The sequence below is a fragment of the Caballeronia sp. dw_19 genome (assembly GCF_018449515.1).
GTDB lineage: Bacteria > Pseudomonadota > Gammaproteobacteria > Burkholderiales > Burkholderiaceae > Caballeronia.
Genome location: NZ_JAAVUQ010000015.1, coordinates 150,490 through 169,533 on the forward strand (window position 1 = coordinate 150,490; position 19,044 = coordinate 169,533).

At 57.0% G+C, this 19,044-nt stretch carries 17 protein-coding genes and 1 pseudogene; 17 read left to right on the forward strand and 1 reads right to left on the reverse strand.

All coding sequences use genetic code 11. The features are described 5' to 3' along the window. The first annotated feature begins 17 nt into the window (after window positions 1-17). Together hutH and HB376_RS20940 are read left to right on the forward strand one after the other, a co-directional pair. Entirely contained in the window at window positions 18-1,550 is a 1,533-nt protein-coding gene (gene hutH / locus HB376_RS20935) for a histidine ammonia-lyase (RefSeq protein ID WP_213765618.1), read from the forward strand. 14 nt (window positions 1,551-1,564) lie between these two features. Next, window positions 1,565-1,792, forward strand: coding sequence for a hypothetical protein (locus tag HB376_RS20940; RefSeq protein WP_213765579.1), 228 nt, complete (start codon window positions 1,565-1,567; stop codon window positions 1,790-1,792). Between the two features lie 10 nt (window positions 1,793-1,802). Here the strand turns inward: HB376_RS20940 and HB376_RS20945 are convergent, their stop codons facing one another. Continuing rightward, the gene (locus HB376_RS20945) at window positions 1,803-2,525 is read right to left on the reverse strand and encodes an IS6 family transposase (protein WP_213765580.1); all 723 of its coding nucleotides are present in this window, start codon (window positions 2,523-2,525) and stop codon (window positions 1,803-1,805) included. Window positions 2,526-2,592: 67 nt separating this feature from the next. Between HB376_RS20945 and HB376_RS20950 the strand changes: the two are divergent. The 15 genes and pseudogenes from HB376_RS20950 to HB376_RS21020 form a co-directional block, all read left to right on the forward strand. Beyond that, window positions 2,593-3,306 (forward strand): annotated as a pseudogene (locus HB376_RS20950) (IS30 family transposase); the annotation flags it as partial. A gap of 775 nt (window positions 3,307-4,081) precedes the next feature. Continuing rightward, the gene (locus HB376_RS20955; protein WP_213765581.1) at window positions 4,082-4,339 is read left to right on the forward strand and encodes a hypothetical protein; all 258 of its coding nucleotides are present in this window, start codon (window positions 4,082-4,084) and stop codon (window positions 4,337-4,339) included. After that, the gene (locus tag HB376_RS20960) at window positions 4,339-5,187 is read left to right on the forward strand and encodes an ABC transporter permease (RefSeq protein WP_213765582.1); all 849 of its coding nucleotides are present in this window, start codon (window positions 4,339-4,341) and stop codon (window positions 5,185-5,187) included. The genes HB376_RS20955 and HB376_RS20960 overlap by 1 nt, the downstream gene beginning before the upstream one ends. Next, a complete protein-coding gene (locus HB376_RS20965) occupies window positions 5,187-6,029 on the forward strand; it encodes an ABC transporter ATP-binding protein (protein WP_213765583.1) in 843 nt (280 codons plus the stop codon). The genes HB376_RS20960 and HB376_RS20965 overlap by 1 nt, the downstream gene beginning before the upstream one ends. A gap of 40 nt (window positions 6,030-6,069) precedes the next feature. Next, window positions 6,070-7,158 (forward strand): ABC transporter substrate-binding protein, encoded by a 1,089-nt coding sequence (locus tag HB376_RS20970; RefSeq protein ID WP_213765584.1) that lies wholly within the window; start codon window positions 6,070-6,072, stop codon window positions 7,156-7,158. After that, window positions 7,145-7,729 carry a gluconate 2-dehydrogenase subunit 3 family protein gene (locus tag HB376_RS20975; protein WP_213765585.1) on the forward strand — a complete coding sequence of 195 codons (585 nt, stop codon included), beginning with the start codon at window positions 7,145-7,147 and terminating at the stop codon, window positions 7,727-7,729. The genes HB376_RS20970 and HB376_RS20975 overlap by 14 nt, the downstream gene beginning before the upstream one ends. Then, window positions 7,719-9,413, forward strand: coding sequence for a GMC family oxidoreductase (locus HB376_RS20980; RefSeq protein WP_213765586.1), 1,695 nt, complete (start codon window positions 7,719-7,721; stop codon window positions 9,411-9,413). The genes HB376_RS20975 and HB376_RS20980 overlap by 11 nt, the downstream gene beginning before the upstream one ends. Window positions 9,414-9,496: 83 nt before the next feature. Continuing rightward, window positions 9,497-10,474, forward strand: a complete 978-nt coding sequence (locus HB376_RS20985; protein ID WP_213765587.1) for a DUF4862 family protein — start codon at window positions 9,497-9,499, stop codon at window positions 10,472-10,474. Window positions 10,475-10,501: 27 nt separating this feature from the next. Continuing rightward, the gene (locus HB376_RS20990; protein WP_213765588.1) at window positions 10,502-11,509 is read left to right on the forward strand and encodes a Gfo/Idh/MocA family oxidoreductase; all 1,008 of its coding nucleotides are present in this window, start codon (window positions 10,502-10,504) and stop codon (window positions 11,507-11,509) included. A 178-nt stretch (window positions 11,510-11,687) separates the two neighbouring features. After that, window positions 11,688-12,872: an enolase C-terminal domain-like protein gene (locus HB376_RS20995; protein ID WP_213765589.1), complete on the forward strand. Its 1,185-nt coding sequence runs from the start codon at window positions 11,688-11,690 to the stop codon at window positions 12,870-12,872. Between the two features lie 42 nt (window positions 12,873-12,914). Beyond that, the gene (locus HB376_RS21000) at window positions 12,915-13,865 is read left to right on the forward strand and encodes an SMP-30/gluconolactonase/LRE family protein (RefSeq protein ID WP_255631470.1); all 951 of its coding nucleotides are present in this window, start codon (window positions 12,915-12,917) and stop codon (window positions 13,863-13,865) included. Window positions 13,866-13,913: 48 nt separating this feature from the next. Next, on the forward strand, window positions 13,914-14,756 hold the full coding sequence (gene sseA, locus HB376_RS21005) for a 3-mercaptopyruvate sulfurtransferase (RefSeq protein ID WP_213765590.1): 843 nt from the start codon (window positions 13,914-13,916) through the stop codon (window positions 14,754-14,756). A gap of 122 nt (window positions 14,757-14,878) precedes the next feature. Continuing rightward, a complete protein-coding gene (locus tag HB376_RS21010; protein WP_213765591.1) occupies window positions 14,879-15,766 on the forward strand; it encodes an MBL fold metallo-hydrolase in 888 nt (295 codons plus the stop codon). Between the two features lie 54 nt (window positions 15,767-15,820). Further along, the gene (locus tag HB376_RS21015) at window positions 15,821-16,168 is read left to right on the forward strand and encodes a carboxymuconolactone decarboxylase family protein (protein WP_213765592.1); all 348 of its coding nucleotides are present in this window, start codon (window positions 15,821-15,823) and stop codon (window positions 16,166-16,168) included. 718 nt (window positions 16,169-16,886) lie between these two features. Further along, entirely contained in the window at window positions 16,887-18,806 is a 1,920-nt protein-coding gene (locus tag HB376_RS21020) for a sugar phosphate isomerase/epimerase and 4-hydroxyphenylpyruvate domain-containing protein (protein WP_213765620.1), read from the forward strand. Window positions 18,807-19,044: the final 238 nt, after the last annotated feature.

Genomic DNA, 19,044 nt, shown 5'->3' on the forward strand with positions numbered 1-19,044 from the left:
ACAACGAACAGGACTTCATCATGATTCTCACACCTGGTAAGGTGACACTCGCTCAGTTGCGCCAAATCGCACGTTCCAATGTGTCGTTGGAGCTTGATCCCTCCAGCTTCGCTGCAATCGATGCAAGCGCTAAAACCGTGGAAGATATCGTCGCGAAAGGCGAGCCCGCATACGGAATAAACACTGGCTTCGGCTTACTGGCAAGCACCCATATTCCACGCGACAGTCTTGATCTGTTGCAGAAGAACCTCGTTTTGTCGCACTCGGTCGGCGTGGGCGAGCCGATGTCGGCTCCCATTGTTCGCCTGATGATCGCGCTCAAATTGTCCAGCCTTGGGCGCGGTCACTCCGGTATTCGGCGGGAGGTCATGCAGGCGCTGATTACGTTGTTTAATGCAGACGTGCTACCCGTAGTTCCAATCAAAGGTTCGGTAGGAGCATCGGGAGATCTCTCTCCGCTGGCCCATATGTCTGCGACCTTGCTTGGCGTAGGCGATGTTTTCGCTCGAGGCGAGCGTATTAGTGCGCGCGAAGGGCTTCAACGCTCTGGGTTGTCGCCAATATCGCTCCAAGCCAAAGAAGGCTTAGCGCTCCTGAACGGTACGCAAGCTTCAACGGCGTTAGCGTTATTTAACCTGTTCGCTATTGAGGATCTGTTTCGCACTGCGTTGGTTGCAGGCGCGATGTCGGTTGATGCAGCCATGGGATCTATCAAGCCCTTTGATTCGCGCATTCACTCACTGCGCGGTCACCAGGGACAAATAGATGCTGCCGCCGCGTACCTCAGGTTGTTGGACAATTCAGACATCAACGTGTCGCACCTCGACTGCAACAAGGTACAGGATCCGTATTGCCTGCGTTGCCAACCCCAAGTGATGGGGGCGTGTCTTGACCAGATCCGGCATGCGACCCGTGTTCTGCTGATCGAAGCGAACGCGGTTTCTGACAATCCGCTGATCTTCCCAGAAACGGGTGAAGTAATCTCGGGCGGAAATTTTCATGCGGAACCTGTTGCTTTTGCGGCCGACAATCTGGCAATAGCCGCAGCTGAAATAGGTGCACTCTCCGAGCGCCGCATTGCGTTGTTGGTCGACGCGACCATGTCAGGCCTTCCGGCATTTCTTGTCAAGGATGGGGGGCTCAACTCAGGCTTCATGATCGCTCATGTAACTGCTGCCGCACTCGCATCAGAAAACAAGACGCTTGCTCATCCAGCTTCTGTCGACTCACTGCCCACTTCGGCGAACCAAGAAGATCACGTGTCCATGGCTACCTTTGCTGCGCGCAAACTTGGTGATATTGCGGAAAACGTAACGAACATTCTTGGCATCGAATTGCTCGCAGCTGCCCAGGGCATTGACATGCGCTCTCCGCTTGTCACGAGCGAACGCTTGCAACGGGTGATGCGAGTCATTCGTCAGGACGTCCCGTACTACGACGTAGATCGCTATTTTGCGCCCGATATTGCTGCGATCGCTGACCAGGTCCGCTTTGGCGCGATCGCCAAATTTTCCCCCTTGTCTTTCCCCTCCGAAGGCAACTTGAACTGAGCGGGATTGACATCATGAGCAATGCCCAGCCGAAGCAACACGACACCTATTGTGATCAACTCGACACGGTCATCGGGCGAGAGTCGTTCCCAATTGCGAGCGATCCAGTCAGCGAGCGCGTCGCATGCACCGCGCAATGTCAGGGAAAATGGCTCGCCCACGGCAATCGCGTCCTCGAAAAGTTCAGTGATTTCCAATGGTTCTGTCGCAGTAAGGCAAGATGGTCGAGCATATACGACTGATACGTATTGCTTATGAAGCGAGAGAGTAGAACTGGTTGGCGGCAGAAAGCAGCGTTTTGTCTGTACACTTCATCTGCCCTTTCTTGATCATGTGCATGACTTCGATGCCACTCAGAATGACATGCGCGCAGTTGAAGTCTTTGAACCCCAGCATCGGTCTAGTTCGACGTTTGATGGCCCGATGGTCCTGCTCGACGACGTTGTTCAAATACTTGATTTGACGAATCTTGATGGGTGTCTCGCGCTGCGCGTTCACCGCATGCAGTGCCGCCAGGTTGGAGCCGCTTTTGTCGATGCTCACCGTCTCTGGCGAACCGTTCTGAGTGATTGCCTTTTCAAAGAAACGCCGGGCAGCAACCTTGTCCCGCTTGGCTCTGAACAGAAAATCGATGGTGTTACCCGCTTTGTCTACGGCACGATACAGATATTTCCACGAGCCTTTGACCTTGATATAGGTCTCATCCATACGCCAGCTCTTGCCCACCGGGCGCTTGTGCTTGCGAAACGTCTTTTCGAACAACGGCACCAACTTGATGACCCACCGATGCACCGTTGAATGATCGACGCCGATGGCGCGCTCGGCCATCATTTCTTCAAGATCGCGAAGACTGAGCGAATAGGCCACATACCATCGCACGCACAGCAGCATCACATCCAGCGGATAATGCAGTCGCTTCAGAACCTTGGCAATGCCCGTACCAAGGGGCTTTCGCGGTGTCGCAGTCTTCTTCATCGTGGGCCGAAGCAAAGTGTTGGTATCCCAATACTTTACCGCAGCATCGTTATTGCGACAGAACCCACTGAAGCGCATGTATCCAACCGATTCGACCCAGCGCGTCTCGCACGAAACCATCTACACGGCTATCTATGCTCAGCCGCGCGGCGAACTGCGCCGCCAACTCATTGCCTGCCTGCGCCACGGCCACAGCACGCGCATGCCACGCACGCGGGGCACAGACCGGCGCGCACAGATTCCCGACATGGTCAGTATCCACGTTCGACCGCCCGAAATTGAAGACCGACTGTTGCCAGGTCACTGGGAAGGCGACTTCATCAAGGGGGCGAACAACCAATCCTCTGTCGGCGTTCTGGTCGAGCGCACCAGCCGCCTGGTGCTGCTTGCCAAGATGGAGGACGCCACTGCCGCGTCAGCGCTAGCGGGCTTCTCCGCCAAACTCAATTCGATTGTGGCGCCCTTACGGCAAAGCTTTACTTACGACCAAGGCAAAGAAATGTCGCGCCATCAAGAGCTTGCCGCCGCGACCGGCGGGAAGGTGTACTTCTGCGACCCGCACAGTCCATGGCAACGCCGTACCTGCGAAAACACTAACGGGTTGCTGCGCCAGTATTTGCCTAAAGGCACCGACCTATCGGTCTACAGTCAGGATGAACTCGACGCGATCGCCGACAGCCTGAACAGCCGCCCGCGCGCCACTCACGCGTTCCATTCGCCATTCGAGGTCTTCGCTGCAACCCTTGTTTCAGCAAGCCAATCTCCAAGCGCTAAACACTAAACTCCCTGTTGCACTTCACCCTTGAAACCGCCCAGTGAACTCACAACTTTTTTTGATGATTGCATAAGCTTATGCTTTAATTAAGCTAACGAGAACACGATATCCAACGTCGAGTGACCGACTCAAAATTATTTATGCGGGTAGCAAAGCAACGGCTTGCAGCGACCAGACAAGCTCGTCTGCGTTATTTGACGAGCAACTAGCGGAGCGGTCGTTACTATTCAACGGAAAGAGAGCGGAGCCTTTACCTGTCGCGACGTTCTTAAGTAGTTGTCCCTTACGGACCACGACGCATTTAGTGGTGCAAACGGGAGGGATAAATGCCCTGAACGTTTTGTTTTGGAAAACTGATCGTGTCGTGGCGGCATTGTTGAGTTTGGCGGAAGCGGCCTTGCCGGCGCTCGGTTTGACCGTAGTGCTCGGGCTCATCATTGCTGGCCGGGATGTCGACTATTGACGGTTATCTGCACGTCACTGTTACGAGGCAGTACGTAGCCATATGGGGAATTAGATGAGCCTTCAGACAATTCGCAGAGCACCCTGCGCCAAGACTAGGATGTCGAAAGGCACGGCAATTCGTAGCAAACGCCCATGTGGTAATTGTCAAGACGGGCGATTAAAAAAAACCTACGCGATTTCCCTTATTGCGGGGTAGGCCCCTTCTTAATACTATTTGATGCATAAGCTTATGAGGACATAGTGGGAATTGTTGTTATGGAACCGGTTCCGCCGCTTCTAAAGATTGTTTTTGCGCATGGTACGAGGCAGGGGGAGGATGGAAACGACCATTGTCAAATGCGATTTGGAACCGGTTCCATGGCTATTTGAGGCCAGTCAAAAAGGCTATGGCGAGCCGATGCGTGCAGGAGTGGAGTGGGTGAACACCATAAATAGGAGACAGGCAATGTACGAACACGCGAACATGTCATCCATCTTGATTTCAGTTCATAAACAAAGAGGCTCTAGCGAACCGGCCGTCATCGCTGCAACGCGCCGCGTGTCGAATCTCGGCAACTCGAAGGATAAACACTGATGAACAGGGCTCTTTACCCGAAAACTAGCACGATCGACCTGCGCCGCCTCCCGATCGAGCCGAGCAATAAAGCGACGTTTGTTTGGCTAAGGCACGCAAGACAGGCGCTGCGGGCATTGATACCGCTCCTTGTCATTTTGCTTTGGCAGGTCACGTCCTCTGTTGTGACGAGCGAGGGATTTCAGTTGCCATCACCAACCGACGTCATGATGGGCTTCGTCGAGCTATGGCGGGGCGGGGATATTCAGTCGGCCATTCCCGCGTCCCTCGCTCGCGCTGGCGCGGGTCTCGCATTCGGTTTGGCCATCGGCCTAACCTTCGGCGTCGCGAACGGTCTCGCGCGCCTGGCCGAAGAGCTGTTCGACTCGACGCTGCAAATCATCCGCGTGATTCCCTTCATCGCCGTAGTGCCATTGTTCTTGGTGTGGTTTGGCATCGGTGAGACCATGAAACTAGTCTTGATCAGCCTGGCTTGCACGTTTCCCGTGTACATAAACACTTATTCGGCAGTGAAATTGGTCGATCAGAAGCTGGTTGAGGTCGGTCGAACGTTCGCCATGAGCCGACGCGAGATCGTCATGCAAATTGTCATACCAGCAGCGTTTCCGACCATTCTCGTTGGGGTGCGATATGCGATGAGTACTTCGTTGCTTGCGCTAATCGTGGCTGAGCAAGTGAACAGCAACGCGGGCATCGGCCACATCATTTATCTGGCCTCCAACGCGCTTCGGATCGACCTCATTATGGCGGGCATCATCATGTATGCAGTGCTGGGGATTTTAGTCGACGTATTTATGCGAATCGTGGAGCGGTATTCCATGCCATGGCTCGCAAGGAGCAAAGCTTAATGGCACGTACTTCAGATATTTTGGCGCGATCACACGACACTGGACTAGACAGGCCCGAGGTGCCGGAACTGGCTCGTGCGGTCGGCGTCACAGAGGGGTTTGCAAGCGACCGCACCACGCTTGGTAATGACGTAATTTCGCTGGTCAACGTGCAGAAGCGATTTGGCGACCGTACGGTCCTCAAGGAAATAAACCTCAACCTCAAGAAGGGCGAGTTTATCGCACTGCTAGGCGCTTCGGGATCGGGCAAGACGACCTTGTTGAGGATCCTGAGCTCGCTCGAAGTAGCCACCACGGGTTCACTAGAAGTCGCACAGAACCGGTCAGTCGTTTTCCAGGAGCCGCGGCTATTGCCCTTTCGTCGGGTCCGAAGCAACGTGCTGCTTGGGTTGTCGAAGACCGATAGGAATCGTGTAGACGTAGGCGCGGCATTAGCGGAAGTGGGGCTCGCCGACCACATCAACGCCTGGCCGAAAAGCCTTTCTGGCGGCGAGGCGCAGCGGATCGCACTGGCGCGAGCGCTTGTTCGCGCCCCTGACCTCCTGCTTCTCGATGAGCCGTTCGCCGCGCTGGACGCCCTTACGCGAATCAAGATGCAAAACCTGGTTCTGAAGCTCTGGGAGCAACATAAGCCTGGCGTGCTTTTCATCACGCACGATGTTGAAGAGGCGATCGTGCTCGCAGATCGCGTGTTGGTCCTGAAGCAAGGTGAGCTCGCCGTGGATATCGAACTGAAGGCTGATCGACCACGGGACAGAAGCTCGGCCGAGTTTCGCGATATCCGGAAGATTCTCCTTAACCATCTTGGCGTTTCTGAGGACTACGAATTTTCGAAGGGATAACGCTATCTCGCTAGGCGGAGTAAAAAACGGAGACGAAGGTATGGCGAAGCTGCAACGACGTGTGTTCTTTAGGATGTGTACCAACGCAACGCTGGTGGTTTCGCTGGTCGTGGGAACTGCTGGGTCGTGCGCGGCGAGCACGGCAGGCCCGGACCTGTCGGGTGTGACGATTACCGTGGGACAGCAGGGGGCTGAAACCGAGGGCATCTTCATTGAATCGGGTGCCATGGCGAACGCGCCGTATCAGATCGCCTATGCGACGTTTTCCAATCCTGACCAGACTTTGACTGCACTTTCCAGCGGACGTGTCGACATTGGCAATAACATTGCTCAGTGGACTGCGACGCAAGCCAGCGCCGGGGCCACGCCCCCCTGGACTGCCGCTACCGTGCCTTACACCAATGTACTGGTCAACGCTCCCGGGGATCCGACGAAATTCGAACGATTTGTCATGGCGGCGTCCGCGCAGTCGAAGGTTATTGACATCAAGGACAGCAAGGGCAAGAACTGGGGCTTCTTGCCTGGCACATCTGGGGAGCTTTTCGCTGCCAAAGTGCTGGATAAGATGGGCTGGACGTTCAAGGACGTGAACGTGGTGAACCTGGATTCGACCAACCAGGCGTTGGCCTTACAGACAGGCCGTGTGGATATTGTCTTCAACCCTCGCGATAATCTAGTGGGAGCGCTTGCTCGCGGCGCTCAAATTCTCGGTGATGCTTATCAATATGACGTGACGATCTATACAGGATATTTGGCGAACGTGCGGTCGCTGAACGATCCGATTAAAGGCGCTGCGATCAAGGACTTCATCACCCGCGTCATCCGTGCGCAGGATTGGTTCGTCCGCAACCCCTCGCTTGCGCAGGCGGCACTCATGAAATACCGCAAACTGACTGCCGAGCAAGCCAAAATCGTCTGGCAGTACACGCGTGTCAAGCCGATGGCGCCGACTCCCGAGATTGCAAAGTATTCGCAAGGCTTGGCCGATACAGCGTTGAAATTTGGCCTGATCGGCAAGAAGGTCGATGCATCGGCCTTGCTTGACCCACGGTTCTCCGATGTGATCGAAAAGACGCTGAACGATGTCGAGTTCGATAAGCACCTAAGGGCTTCCTATGCCGTCAATTGATAAGAACAACGGGGTGTCAGCCACGCAGCTTGGTACGCTCAACGCGCTAGTCGAACGCATGTATCCATCGACTGACTGGGGGCCCGGAGCGAGTGAGCTGAACGTGGCGAGCGACATCATCGCGCATCTGGGCGGTCCGTTTGGCACAGGGGAAGACTCGTATGCAGGGTTGCCTTTCGTGCCCGACGCCGATCCGGCGATGGGCTGGCAGACCCGCAGAAGCCGGCGCGATGCGCTGCTCGACGGTCTCGACATGTTGCAGCATTGGTCAACAAACGTGGACGGACTTGCCTTCGACAGATTGCCGGCCGAGACGCAGGACGAGCTTATCAAGCAACTCGAGCAGGGCAAGTTCCCAGGTTTCGAGGGCAAGGAAGCGCAGGACTTCTTTAGCCTCGTGCTTGATGAGGTGTTCACCGCGTTGTTTGTCACGCCGGCGCTCGGGGAATACGGATTGGCATCGGCGTGGAAACGGCTGCTTCGATCCGCGCAGGCCGAGTCGGACCTGAGCATGCGCGCAAGCAAGGCCCGCAACGCGCCGGCCGATAGCGGAGATCGTCATGCAGAGTGAGGAAAATTCGCAGGCGGCAGACGTTGCTATCGTGGGCTATGGGTGGGTGGGCAGTATCATCGCGGCGCGTTTAATTCATGAGGGCCTCAATGTGGTGGTTCTGGAGCGCGGCGCAGATCTCCTTCAAGAGCCGTGCGGTCATTTTCATGGGGCGATCCGTGAACGCAGACCCCACGACCGCACCCAGAACGCTGCGCTGGAAACTTTCACGCTGCGATATACACCGCAGATGAACGCAGTTCCCATACGCCGGATGGGGCCGTTTCTTTCCGGTTCCGGCGTTGGCGGGGGAGGCGTGTTGTGGGGCGGAGTCAGCCCGCGATACAAGCCGAAATCGTTCAAACCACGTCAACATTTCGCGCATCTATTGGATACCGCCGATTTCGACGGAATTGAAATGCGGGATTGGCCAATCAACTACGACGATCTGGAAAGCGGCTACGCGGCTTTCGAGCTACTCGCAGGCGTGTCGGGTCCAACGGATCCGGTCGACGGAGCCGGGTGGCGTTCGACGCCCTATCCGCTGCAACCTGCGCGTAGCAACGAGGGCTCGGAAATTTTCCGGCTGGGGGCATCCAGTCTCGGCCTGAATGTGGTCGAACTGCCGGTGACCGAGATCGATCAGTCGTACACCAATCCGTACGGTGTGCGCAGAACGCCGTGCGAACAATACGGGACCACGCTTGCCACGCCGTTGAATACGCTCGACCCGTTCAATCGCGCCTCCGGCAAGTTAACGCTGATCACCGGTGCACAGGTGCGGCGGGTGGAACATGCTGGCCGCGAAGTAACAGGTATCCGATACGTCAAGGACGGAGAGGAAAGATCGGTATCCGCCCGCGCGTATGTGCTCGCCGCGTGGACATTGAACAATGTCCGCTTGCTGTTGCTTTCCAAGGTCGGCGAGGCCTACGACCCGAGGAGCGGGCGCGGGATGGTCGGGCGCGGATTGTCCAATCACATGACGTATGGCGCCGCTGGATTCTTCAGGAGTCGCACGATCGACAGCTCGCTGCGAACGGGCGCAGGTTGGGTCGTCTCAGATTTCGAGAACGGCTTATGCGATGCGGACGGACTCGCGCAGCAATACGTGGGCGGCGTGCAGATGCATAGCTCGAATCTCGAGCTGAAGCCGAAGCCCGATGTAATTGCGCCGCCCGGCGTGCCTCGATGGGGACACGAGTGGAAGGAGGCCATGCGCGACTACGCAAACGGCACGATCCGGATCAACTTTACCGGAGAGGTCGTGTCGCACCGCGACCGGTATGTGGATCTGGACAACACATACCGCGACGCGTGGGGCGACCCGCTCTTGCGATTGACCTACGACTGGAAAACGAACGAACGCAAGCAGATCCGGGCAATGGCGGCCGTGGGGAAGGCGGTCCTGCGCGCCACCGGCGCGGACAGTCTTAAGGTAACTGAATCATTGTCGGACCATTACAACCTGGCTGCTTATCAGAATTCGCACGTTGCCGGTGGCGCCATCATGGGGACGCATCCCTCCAACTCGGTGGTTGACTCCGAGCTGCGCTGCTGGGATATGGAGAACCTTTGGGTGGTAGGCGCAAGCAGTTTTCCGCGCAACGCAGCGGCGAACCCGACGCCCACAGTTGCAGCCCTTGCCATGCGGGCCGCTGGGTCGATCATTGCATCGATCCGTGGCTCGAGTCTGCGCGCCTAACACTTGATCGCGCAGACATAGCGCAGCCTTTACGTACATCTAAGTAGGCGTACGCAACCATTTCTCATATGAAGGAGGCATCGATGACACTCATTATTGCTGGTTACACCGCAGCGCCGGCCAATAAGGAAGACTCAATGATTTACTACAAGCATCTTGCAACGGTCAAACGCGCTGGCGGTCTCGAACTTGCTTGGAAGGGTGCTCAGATGAAGAGCGATATCGAGGATCTGATGAAGATCGTTCCGGATGAGTGGGTATTTACAATCAACGCAATTCCGGCGACATTTGGGGCCTGGGCGAGCGATCACCGATTTGGTCTCGCCTCTCCTGACGCGGCAGGTCGTGAGACCGCAGTGGCGATGATTACTGACATCGCCGCTGCGGTCAGGGCAGTCAACGACGCGGCCGGCCGCAAAGCAGTGCTTGCCGTGGAGATTCAACCGGCACCGGGTTTCAGCGATCGGATCTACACGGCGCATGCGGATTCATTCGCGCGTTCGTTGGACGCCGTGGCGGGGCTCGATTGGGACGGCTGCGCAGTCACGGTCGAACATTGCGATGCCTACGTCGAAGGCCAGACTCCCCAGAAGGGTTTCCTCACGCTCGACCAGGAACTTAATGTGCTTAACGGCCTTACTGGCTCACCGGTCGGTATGAGCATCAATTGGGGCCGGTCATTAATTGAGGTGCGCGATCCGGCGCGTGTTGTCGATCATGTCAAAAAGGCAAGCGCTTCCGGACTGCTAAAAGGCTTCACGTTATCCGGAACGGCCGCAAAGGACAATGCGGTTGGCAAGGCGTGGGCAGATTCTCATCTGGCATTTGCAGATACCACGGCGCGCGAATACGCGGAACCGGCTTCGTTGATGACCGTGGCGCTTGCGGAGGAAAGTCTCAGGCACGTATGCGATCTCGTGTTTCTTGCGGTCAAAACGAATTGGCCCGCAAGCCGTCCAGATCCGAAAGAGCGCGCCGCCTCTGTGATCGCAAACTTTGAAACAGCTCTCGAGCTCATCGATCGCAATCCCACTTCCATCATGGCCGCTTCGGCCGCCTGAGCCTTACTTCATCTACAAGGAGCGAACATGACCGAACTCAAAAAGCCGCGTATGGCCGTCGTCGGCAGCAGCCACTGGCACCACAAGTTCTACCGCGAAACAATTGCTCGTGATGCGGAGCTGGTCGCCTATTCGGACCCGAGCCGGTCAAAGCTCGACGAGGTGCGCTCGTTTTACGGCGATACGGGACACTTGGACTGGCACGAGTTGCTCGATGACAGTCTTAAGCTCGACGCAGTGATGGTCATGGGTCCGCACTCGCAGATGAAGGAAGTGTGTCTCGCGTTTATCGAACGGAGAATTCCTATTATTCTGGAGAAACCGGGGGGCATGAACGCCGATGAAGTTGGCGAAATTCGCCGTGCGGCAGAAGTGAACGAAGTGCCCGTGGCGGTCGCATTCATTCAACGCGCGGGCAATCTCTGGGGTAGCCTTCAAAAGTTGGGCGCGCTGGACTACGCCACGTTCATCTTCCAATCGGGTCCGCCTGAACGGTACATCAATCAGAGCCCTTGGGCGCTTGAAAGAAAATACGCGGGCGGCGGAAGTTTCATTAATCTCGCGGTCCATTACATCGACTTGTTCCTCGAAGCGACGAGCGCGACGACGCTGACTGTACAGGGACAAATGCAATACCGGCTGTCGTCGGCTTACGACGTGGAAGATCGATCCTCCGCGCTGATCACAACACCTGAAGGCGTTTCCGCAGTGCTCGAAGTCGGCTATACGTTCCCGACATGTCCCGAATTCCGCTATCTCTCTTATTCGGCACGGGGGAAAGATGGGTTCATGGCGATGGACCGCAACGGAGATATCGCCATTACGTCGGTGAAAGGTGAGAGCGATGTGGTGAATGCAAATGTCGATTCCGGGCCGCTTACTTCAATTTTCATGGCCGCCGCCATTGCGGGGATCGCGAATCGATTCGAGGGCCTCGCGGGCATTGCCGATTTGCATCGCACCATGCAGGTAGTGGACGCTGCCTACGAGAGCGCGGAGAAGGGCACGGCAGTGACGGTCCAGATCGCGCGATAACGCGCTGCGAATAAGTACGCGCACCATTGGTCCGGATGGAGGGCATCATGCATAACCTAAGGCCGCCGGTGCGCGCCATCGATTTGGTCAGGGAACGTTATGCGTGTCATGGGGAAAAAATGAAGTCGTTTTTCATCTTCAAGGTAATAAAGCTCGATTCAAACTTCGTGGACATACCGTGACGGATACAGTACGGATCACTAACCTGAAGGCAATCTGCACCGCGCCCGAAGATCACAACCTGGTCGTGGTCCGGGTCGAAACCACCGTGCCTGGCCTGTACGGAGTTGGCTGCGCATCGTTTCCGCAACGACCGCTGGCGGTCGCTGCCGCGGTGCATGAGTATTTGAGACCCTTCGCGATGGGCCGCGATGTGGCGAACATCGAAGACGTCTGGCAAGCGTGCTACCTCAGCTCATATTACCGCAATAGCGCAGTGCTCAATTGTGCACTGTCGGGGCTGGATCAAGCGCTGTGGGACATCAAAGGAAAGCGGGCAGGTATCCCAGTTTACCAGTTATTCGGTGGCAAAACCCGGCAGGCAGCCGACGTCTACACGCACGTAAAGAGCGACGACTGTGCCGAGATCGTCGATCAGCTTTATCGGAAAATGAGCGAGGGCTTTCGCTATGTCCGGTGCCAACCAATGTCGCCGAGCCGTCTCGAGATGGAGCCACCTGCATGGGACCCCCAAGATTATTTCATCAAAGTGCCGCAGATTTTTGCGCACGTACGCGCGCAGATCGGTACCGAGCTTCAACTGCTTCACGATATCCATGAGCGGCTACCGCCCATAAAGTCCATACGACTGGCGAAGGCGCTCGAAGAATTCGATTTGTTTTATCTCGAAGATCCGTTCGCGCCCGAGGACGACGACTGGTTGCGCACGTTGCGCTCGCAATGCGCTACGCCCATTGCGAGCGGTGAGATGTATGTCAATCAGCGCGAATACGTGCCGCTTATCAGGGACCGGCTCATCGACTTTATTCGCGTTCATGTCTCCATGATCGGCGGTTTGACCCCGGCAAGAAAGCTTGCAGTGCTTGCTGAGTTCTTCGGCGTTCGCACGGCGTGGCACGGTCCAGGCGACATGTCGCCGGTCGGTCATGCGGCGCAGTTGCATTTGGAACTGTCGTGCTCGAATTTCGGTATAAGGGAAGCTCACTTGTTCAGCGAGCGCGCGCTGGAAGTATTTCCGGGCACGCCGGAGATACGGGACGGTCGGCAATGGTGCAATGAGCAGCCGGGATTGGGTATTGATATTGACGAGAAACTCGCCGCGCGTTATCCGCTGATTGATCACCCCTTCGGCGGGGGATGGCCTGAGGTCCGGCGCCGGGACGGCAGCATCCTCAAGCCGTGATGCTTCAGGCCATGACTTAGTAAAACTTAAAGGAAAGGGCCAATGCCTGACGAACACAACGTGTTGGAAATGGAATTTGTCTGTGACGGGCTTGATTTCCCGGAGGGGCCGGTCGCGCTGCCGGATGGTTCCGTGGTGCTGGTGGAAATCGGTCGCCGATGTCTCACGCGGGTCTATCCCGATGGCCGTAAGGTCATTGTCGCTGAACCGGGAGGTGGGCCGAATGGCGCCGCAGTAGGACCTGACGGGATGTTCTACGTCTGCAACAGCGGTGGCTCGAAGATGTTGCGCGAGGCGGACGGCACGCGCATTGTCGGAACGGCGAACGATTATTCGGGCGGCCGCATCGAACGAATCGATATCCGCTCGGGTAAGGTCGAAGTCATCTACACCGAGTGCAATGGCGTGCCGTTGAAAGGGCCAAACGACATCGTATTCGACCGCGAAGGTGGTTTTTACTTCACGGATCTGGGCAAGTCGCGCGCACGGGAGCGTGACCGCGGTTGCCTATATTACGCGCGCACCGACGGATCGCTCATCCGGGAAGTTGCGTTTCCGATGTGGACGCCAAACGGAGTGGGCTTGTCGCCTGACGGCGCCGTGATCTTTGTGGCAGAGACGGACACGGCGCGTCTGTGGAGTTACCGTGTGCTGTCTCCGGGTCATCTGGAAAAACTGCCTTATCCGTCGCCAAACGGCGGAAAGTTTATCTTTGGCGCGGGCGGATATCAGCATTTCGATTCGCTCAAAGTCCAAGAGGACGGCGATGTCTGTGTCGCGACCCTGGAGAACGGCGGCGTCACGACCATTGCATCCGATGGCAGCCATCACAAGCATATCGCGATGCCGGATAGTCATGTCACCAATCTTTGTTTTGGGGGTGCCGATCTATGCACTGTATTCCTAACGATGTCGCGATCTGGCCGGCTCGCTAAGATGAAATGGGCATCGCCGGGACTGTCGCTGCACTTCAATAACCGAGCGCTAATCTGACGCATTAGGGATCCGGATATCGTTCAAGTACCGAGTAGGGGGTGAGTTGTGAATCCAGATATCTTTGTCAGCCCTACATGGCTGGCTGCGCATCTATCCGATTCGAAGGTGGTGCCCGTTGACGCATCATGGTACATGCCGGCCGCTAATCGCGACGCTGAGGCTGATTTTTTAGAGGCGCATGTTCCAGGTGCGGTTCGATTTGATTTGGATGCGATCAGCGATGCGTCTTCAGGCCTGCCACATATGTTGCCTGATGCCGATGCGTTCGCTGCGGCCGTCGGGGCGTTAGGCCTGCGCGAGGACATGACGATCGTCATCTACGACGGTTCAGGGTTGTTCTCGGCCCCGCGCGTGCGGTGGATGTTCAATATTTTTGGCGCAAGGGACGTGCGCATCCTCGAAGGAGGATTTCCGCGCTGGAATGCTGAGAAGCGGCCGGTAGAAGCCGGTCCAGATCATCGCGCGCAGGAGCAATTCAGAGCCGTGCTACGTCCGGGATGCGTGGCCAATGTCGACGATGTAAAGGGAGCGCTCTTATCTCGAGTTGCGGCGGTCGTCGACGCTCGGCCATCGCCCCGCTTCCGAGGTGAAGTTCCGGAGCCTCGTGCTGGCCTGCGTTCGGGGCACATGCCGGGCGCCGTGAATGTTCCTTCTGACGAACTTATAGCCGATGGAACCCTAAAACAGCCGGACGAACTCGCAGCGATTTTCCGCGCGCACGGTGTCCGACCGGATGGCACGATCATTGCCAGTTGCGGGTCGGGTGTCACAGCAGCCATTGTGGCGCTTGCGCTCGAAGTGATCGGCCGATCGGGAACGATTATCTACGACGGGTCGTGGTCGGAGTGGGGGGGGCGTCAAGATTGCCCGGTTGTCACTGGCAAGTAAGCGTAGACATCGAACTCGCGGCGTCCTTGTTTGTGAAAAGACGAAGACGTGCGGTGACAAGACGGCAACATAGAATTTAATGAAACGAGAATATTTCGCTAACCTAATAGATGTAAATTGCCATGATGCCGAAAGTTGAAGGATTTTTTGACCCGCAGACATCCTGTATCAGCTACGTTGTCTACGGCAACGGCACCGAATGCGCGGTGATCGATCCTGTGCTTGGATTTGATCGTGGTACGGGCATCATATCGGCAGCACCGGCAGACGCATTGATCAAGTTCATGGCGCATAAGCAACTTGTGCCCGAATGGATCCTGGAGACCCACGTGCACGCGGACCATCTTTCCGCAGCCTGTTACCTGCGGGCGAAAGCGGGTGGCAGGATTGGAATCGGTCAGGACGTGCTCCGCGTGCAGGAATATTTCGCAAAGGTCCTTGGATTGGCGCCGGATTTCTTTTTCGGCTACTCCCAATTCGATCATCTGTTCGCACCCGGGGAAACGTTTTCGGTTGGGGGCATGAACGCTCAAGCGTTTCATACCCCTGGTCACACGCCGGCAGATGTGAGCTATCTGATCGGCGATGCCCTGTTTCCCGGCGACACGATGTTCATGCCCGACGTAGGGACTGCCCGAAGCGACTTTCCAGGCGGCGATGCGTCCGCTCTTTTCAATTCGATTGCCCGTTTGCTGTCGCTGCCCGACGAAACCCGCATGTTCGTCTGTCATGACTATCCTCCATCGGGCCGATCTCCGGCGTTCCAGACAACCGTAGCAACTCAGCGCGAAAGCAACGTGCATATAGTGCCGTATCCGAGTGCGGGGGCATTCGCTGCGATGCGAACGCGACGCGATGCTACGCTCGCGACACCGACACTGATGTGGCCGTCTCTACAGTTCAACCTCGGCGGTGGTGTGTTGCCGCCCCGGGGACCCGAAGGCGAGAGTTTCTACGAAGTCCCGTTTTTAGCGTCCGATGAACTCAGCATGCTCAAGTCATCTCGCTGAAAAGGTTTCGATGCAAATCCAGTAACTTCACGAAGTCATTTTGGGAGATGAACCATGTTCTACGACTGGACAGAGCTTGTCATGAAGGTAAAGGGAGCAGTCACACCGTTCTCAAAATCTAATCCAAAAATGTTGGCGGCTTTTCGTGCATTGAACGAAGCGCAAAGCGGACCGGGCACGCTGGAGCCGAAAGTCCGCGAGTTGATTGCGTTGGCGGTCGCTGTCACGACGCGGTGCGACGGCTGTATCGCTTCGCATGCTTCAGCGGCTTTTGCGGCGGGTGCGACCGAAGCGGAAGTCAGTGAAGCGTTGGGATGTGCGATTGCGCTAAATGCGGGCGCGGCCTACGTGTATTCGTTACGTGCGCTTGAGGCGTACGGGCAGTTCTCCGCCAAAGGCTGAACGCAGTGTTATCAGCCCGGGTTGATGCGTGGCTCGGACAGGTCTCATCGGGAGGTTCAAGGCAATGGGACGGCTGGCGTCACCCAAAACTCCATCAGCGTGGCTAGCGTGAAACGAGCTTTGATCGTGTCAAATGCTGCCCCCGTGATGCTTTGTCGACAACTGACTCATCGACCAACTTGAAGCCGCATAGACGTCTGAGATCGTAATGAATGTCACTGCTCAGCCTCAGGATGTCGCGAGCGTCGATAGTAAATCGTGCACTCAAAGCAACCCTCGCCAGCTTTGTCACGCGGTGGTCGGGTGCTCCACGAGAGGCTGGCTCATTTTTGTGCTCGTTCGCACAAGTCGATGAGCAGAGACGACTTCAAGCCGCTAGAGATTACGACCTGCGACCTGGCCATGCCATACAGCACAGTGGAACTGGTATCAACAGTTGCTTATATCTCGACGGACGTCTTGAGTTCGTTACGAACGTGAAGAACACGCCACCGGCCAAGGCTCGAAGACGCCATTCGCTGGGACAAGGACACGCTCGCCGAGAGCCATGCGCAACCGGTCAGGGGCGTGACATCACTGCGCATTGAATATGCGCGACCTATGACGAGGCGACGCAGGTCCGAGGACTGCTGTGCTTACCGGCCATTTGAATTGATACAGAGATACCGCGAGACTGCCTATGTCATTGGCGCTTCGCATTTTTAGGGAAAGCATCATGATGCTACGTTCAATCGCCACCGTCTCAATCAGCGGCACGCTGGTCGAGAAACTCAAGGCTATCAGCCTCGCCGGGTTCGATGGCGTCGAGATTTTCGAAAATGACTTGCTGTACTTCGACGGTTCACCCGCCGACATCAGGCACATCTGCGACGATCTCGGCCTCCAAATCATGCTGTTCCAGCCGTTCCGCGACTTCGAAGGGGTATCGCCAGAACGACTGGCCCGCAATCTTGAACGCGCGCGGCGCAAGTTTGATCTGATGCATGAACTCGGCACGGATCGCGTGCTGGTGTGCAGCAATGCATTGGCGGATTCGCTTGGTGGCGATGCGTTGATCGTCGATCAACTCGGTCAGTTCGCCGACCTCGCGCGTTCGGAAGGCGTGATGGCGGGTTATGAAGCGCTCGCCTGGGGGCGGCACGTCAACTCGTACAAACATGCTTGGCGGTTGGTCGACACGCTCGATCATCCGAATCTCGGGTTGATCCTGGACAGCTTCCATACGCTTTCCATTGGCGATTCAGTCGATGAAATAGCCCGCATTCCGGCGGACCGGATCACGTTCGTGCAGATCGCGGACGCACCGAAGATGGCCATGGATGTGCTTGAATGGAGCCGGCATTACCGTTGTCTCCCGGGGCAAGGCGATCTGGAGGTGGCCGGCTTTACACGTCAGGTACTGGCGTCGGGATATGCGGGGCCGCTGTCATTGGAGATTTTCAACGACGGCTTTCGCGCGGCGCCCAACGCGGCAACGGCGGTCGACGGGTATCGCTCGCTGCTGTTTTTGGAGGAGCAATGCGCGGGCGCTTCAAGGACGACGTCGCATGAGACCTTGTTCCATCCACCTGCCGCGCCTGCGCACACTGGCTTTCAGTTTCTCGAATTCGCCGTCGATCCGGCCGGTGGTCTGACGCTTGCCCAATGGCTCGAACGCCTGGGCTTTCGCGCGACTGGCCGGCATCGCTCGAAGAATGTCACGCTATACGCGCAGGGCGACGCGTGCATCCTCCTGAACGGCGAAACTGATTCATTCGCGAGCGCGTTTCATCAGGCGCATGGCTTGTCGGTCTGCGCGTCGGCGTATCGCGTTGATAACGCCTCGCAGGCGTTCGAGCGCGCGGCCGCTTTTGGCTACGCGCCTTTTTCGGGCAAGGTCGGCCCCAACGAGCGCGTGGTGCCGAGCGTGCAGGCACCGGACAACAGTTTGCAATATTTCGTCGACGAGGCGCCGGGCGAACCCACGCTCTACGAGACCGATTTCGACCTGGCCGGCACGGGCAAGCAGGACCGAGCTGATATCCTGCGCCGCATTGACCATGTGTGCCTGAACCTGCCTGCCGACACGCTGGATACGTGGGTACTTTTTTTCAAGGCGACGTTTGGTTTCGACGCCGAGCCGTCGGTCCTGTTGCCGGACCCGTACGGGCTTGTGAGAAGCCGCGCAGTGCGCAGCCGGGACGGTTCCGTGCGGATCGTGCTCAACGCGTCAGCGGACCGGCATACGGCCGTGGTGGAGTCGCTGTTGACCTACCGCGGTTCCGGGCTGAACCACGTTGCATTCGCGACCGACGACATTTTCGCGGCCGTCGCGGAGCTGCGCGAGCGGGGTGTGCCGCTCCTGCACATTCCACGCAACTATTACGACGATCTCGAGGCGCGCTACGATCTTGACCCGGGCCAGCTCGTGCAAATGCGCGAAGGGGGCATCCTGTATGACCGCGACAACGCGGGGGGCGAGTTTTTCCAGGTCTACACGGAGCAGTTCGCGGAGCGGTTTTTCCTGGAGGTCGTGCAACGCAAGGGCACCTACGACGGTTATGGCGCAGTGAATGCGCCGGTGCGGCTCGCAGCGCACGCCCAGCGACGCGCAAAGGAGGCTATTGAGAGCAGTCCATCCGTAGGTCTTCGATATTGATTTCAAGTGGCTGGACTCGCAGAAGACTCGGGCGATGCTGCATGTGTACATTGCGGGTTTGAAGCACGATCGATCACTTTGCGCAGGCGGGTGGCCTGACGATGTGCTAATCGGCTGGAGTTCTATCTGCGCATGTTGCATTTCAAGGAGATCTACGCGATTCATTCCAACTGGAAAGTCGCGCAAGAGTCATAGTGTTGCCTCGCTACTGGTTGAGCATTGCGGTTTATGAAGAGGG

Coding starts and splice junctions, on each gene's coding strand:
- HB376_RS20980 (WP_213765586.1), top strand. CDS start 7,719: ATGCAGAGTGAGGAAAATTCGCAGGCGGCAGACGTTGCTATCGTGGGC.
- HB376_RS20960 (WP_213765582.1), top strand. CDS start 4,339: ATGAACAGGGCTCTTTACCCGAAAACTAGCACGATCGACCTGCGCCGC.
- HB376_RS20985 (WP_213765587.1), top strand. CDS start 9,497: ATGACACTCATTATTGCTGGTTACACCGCAGCGCCGGCCAATAAGGAA.
- HB376_RS20940 (WP_213765579.1), top strand. CDS start 1,565: ATGAGCAATGCCCAGCCGAAGCAACACGACACCTATTGTGATCAACTC.
- HB376_RS20955 (WP_213765581.1), top strand. CDS start 4,082: ATGGAAACGACCATTGTCAAATGCGATTTGGAACCGGTTCCATGGCTA.
- HB376_RS20990 (WP_213765588.1), top strand. CDS start 10,502: ATGACCGAACTCAAAAAGCCGCGTATGGCCGTCGTCGGCAGCAGCCAC.
- HB376_RS20965 (WP_213765583.1), top strand. CDS start 5,187: ATGGCACGTACTTCAGATATTTTGGCGCGATCACACGACACTGGACTA.
- HB376_RS21000 (WP_255631470.1), top strand. CDS start 12,915: ATGCCTGACGAACACAACGTGTTGGAAATGGAATTTGTCTGTGACGGG.
- HB376_RS21020 (WP_213765620.1), top strand. CDS start 16,887: ATGCTACGTTCAATCGCCACCGTCTCAATCAGCGGCACGCTGGTCGAG.
- HB376_RS20945 (WP_213765580.1), bottom strand. CDS start 2,525: ATGAAGAAGACTGCGACACCGCGAAAGCCCCTTGGTACGGGCATTGCC.
- HB376_RS21010 (WP_213765591.1), top strand. CDS start 14,879: ATGATGCCGAAAGTTGAAGGATTTTTTGACCCGCAGACATCCTGTATC.
- HB376_RS21015 (WP_213765592.1), top strand. CDS start 15,821: ATGTTCTACGACTGGACAGAGCTTGTCATGAAGGTAAAGGGAGCAGTC.
- HB376_RS20975 (WP_213765585.1), top strand. CDS start 7,145: ATGCCGTCAATTGATAAGAACAACGGGGTGTCAGCCACGCAGCTTGGT.
- HB376_RS20970 (WP_213765584.1), top strand. CDS start 6,070: ATGGCGAAGCTGCAACGACGTGTGTTCTTTAGGATGTGTACCAACGCA.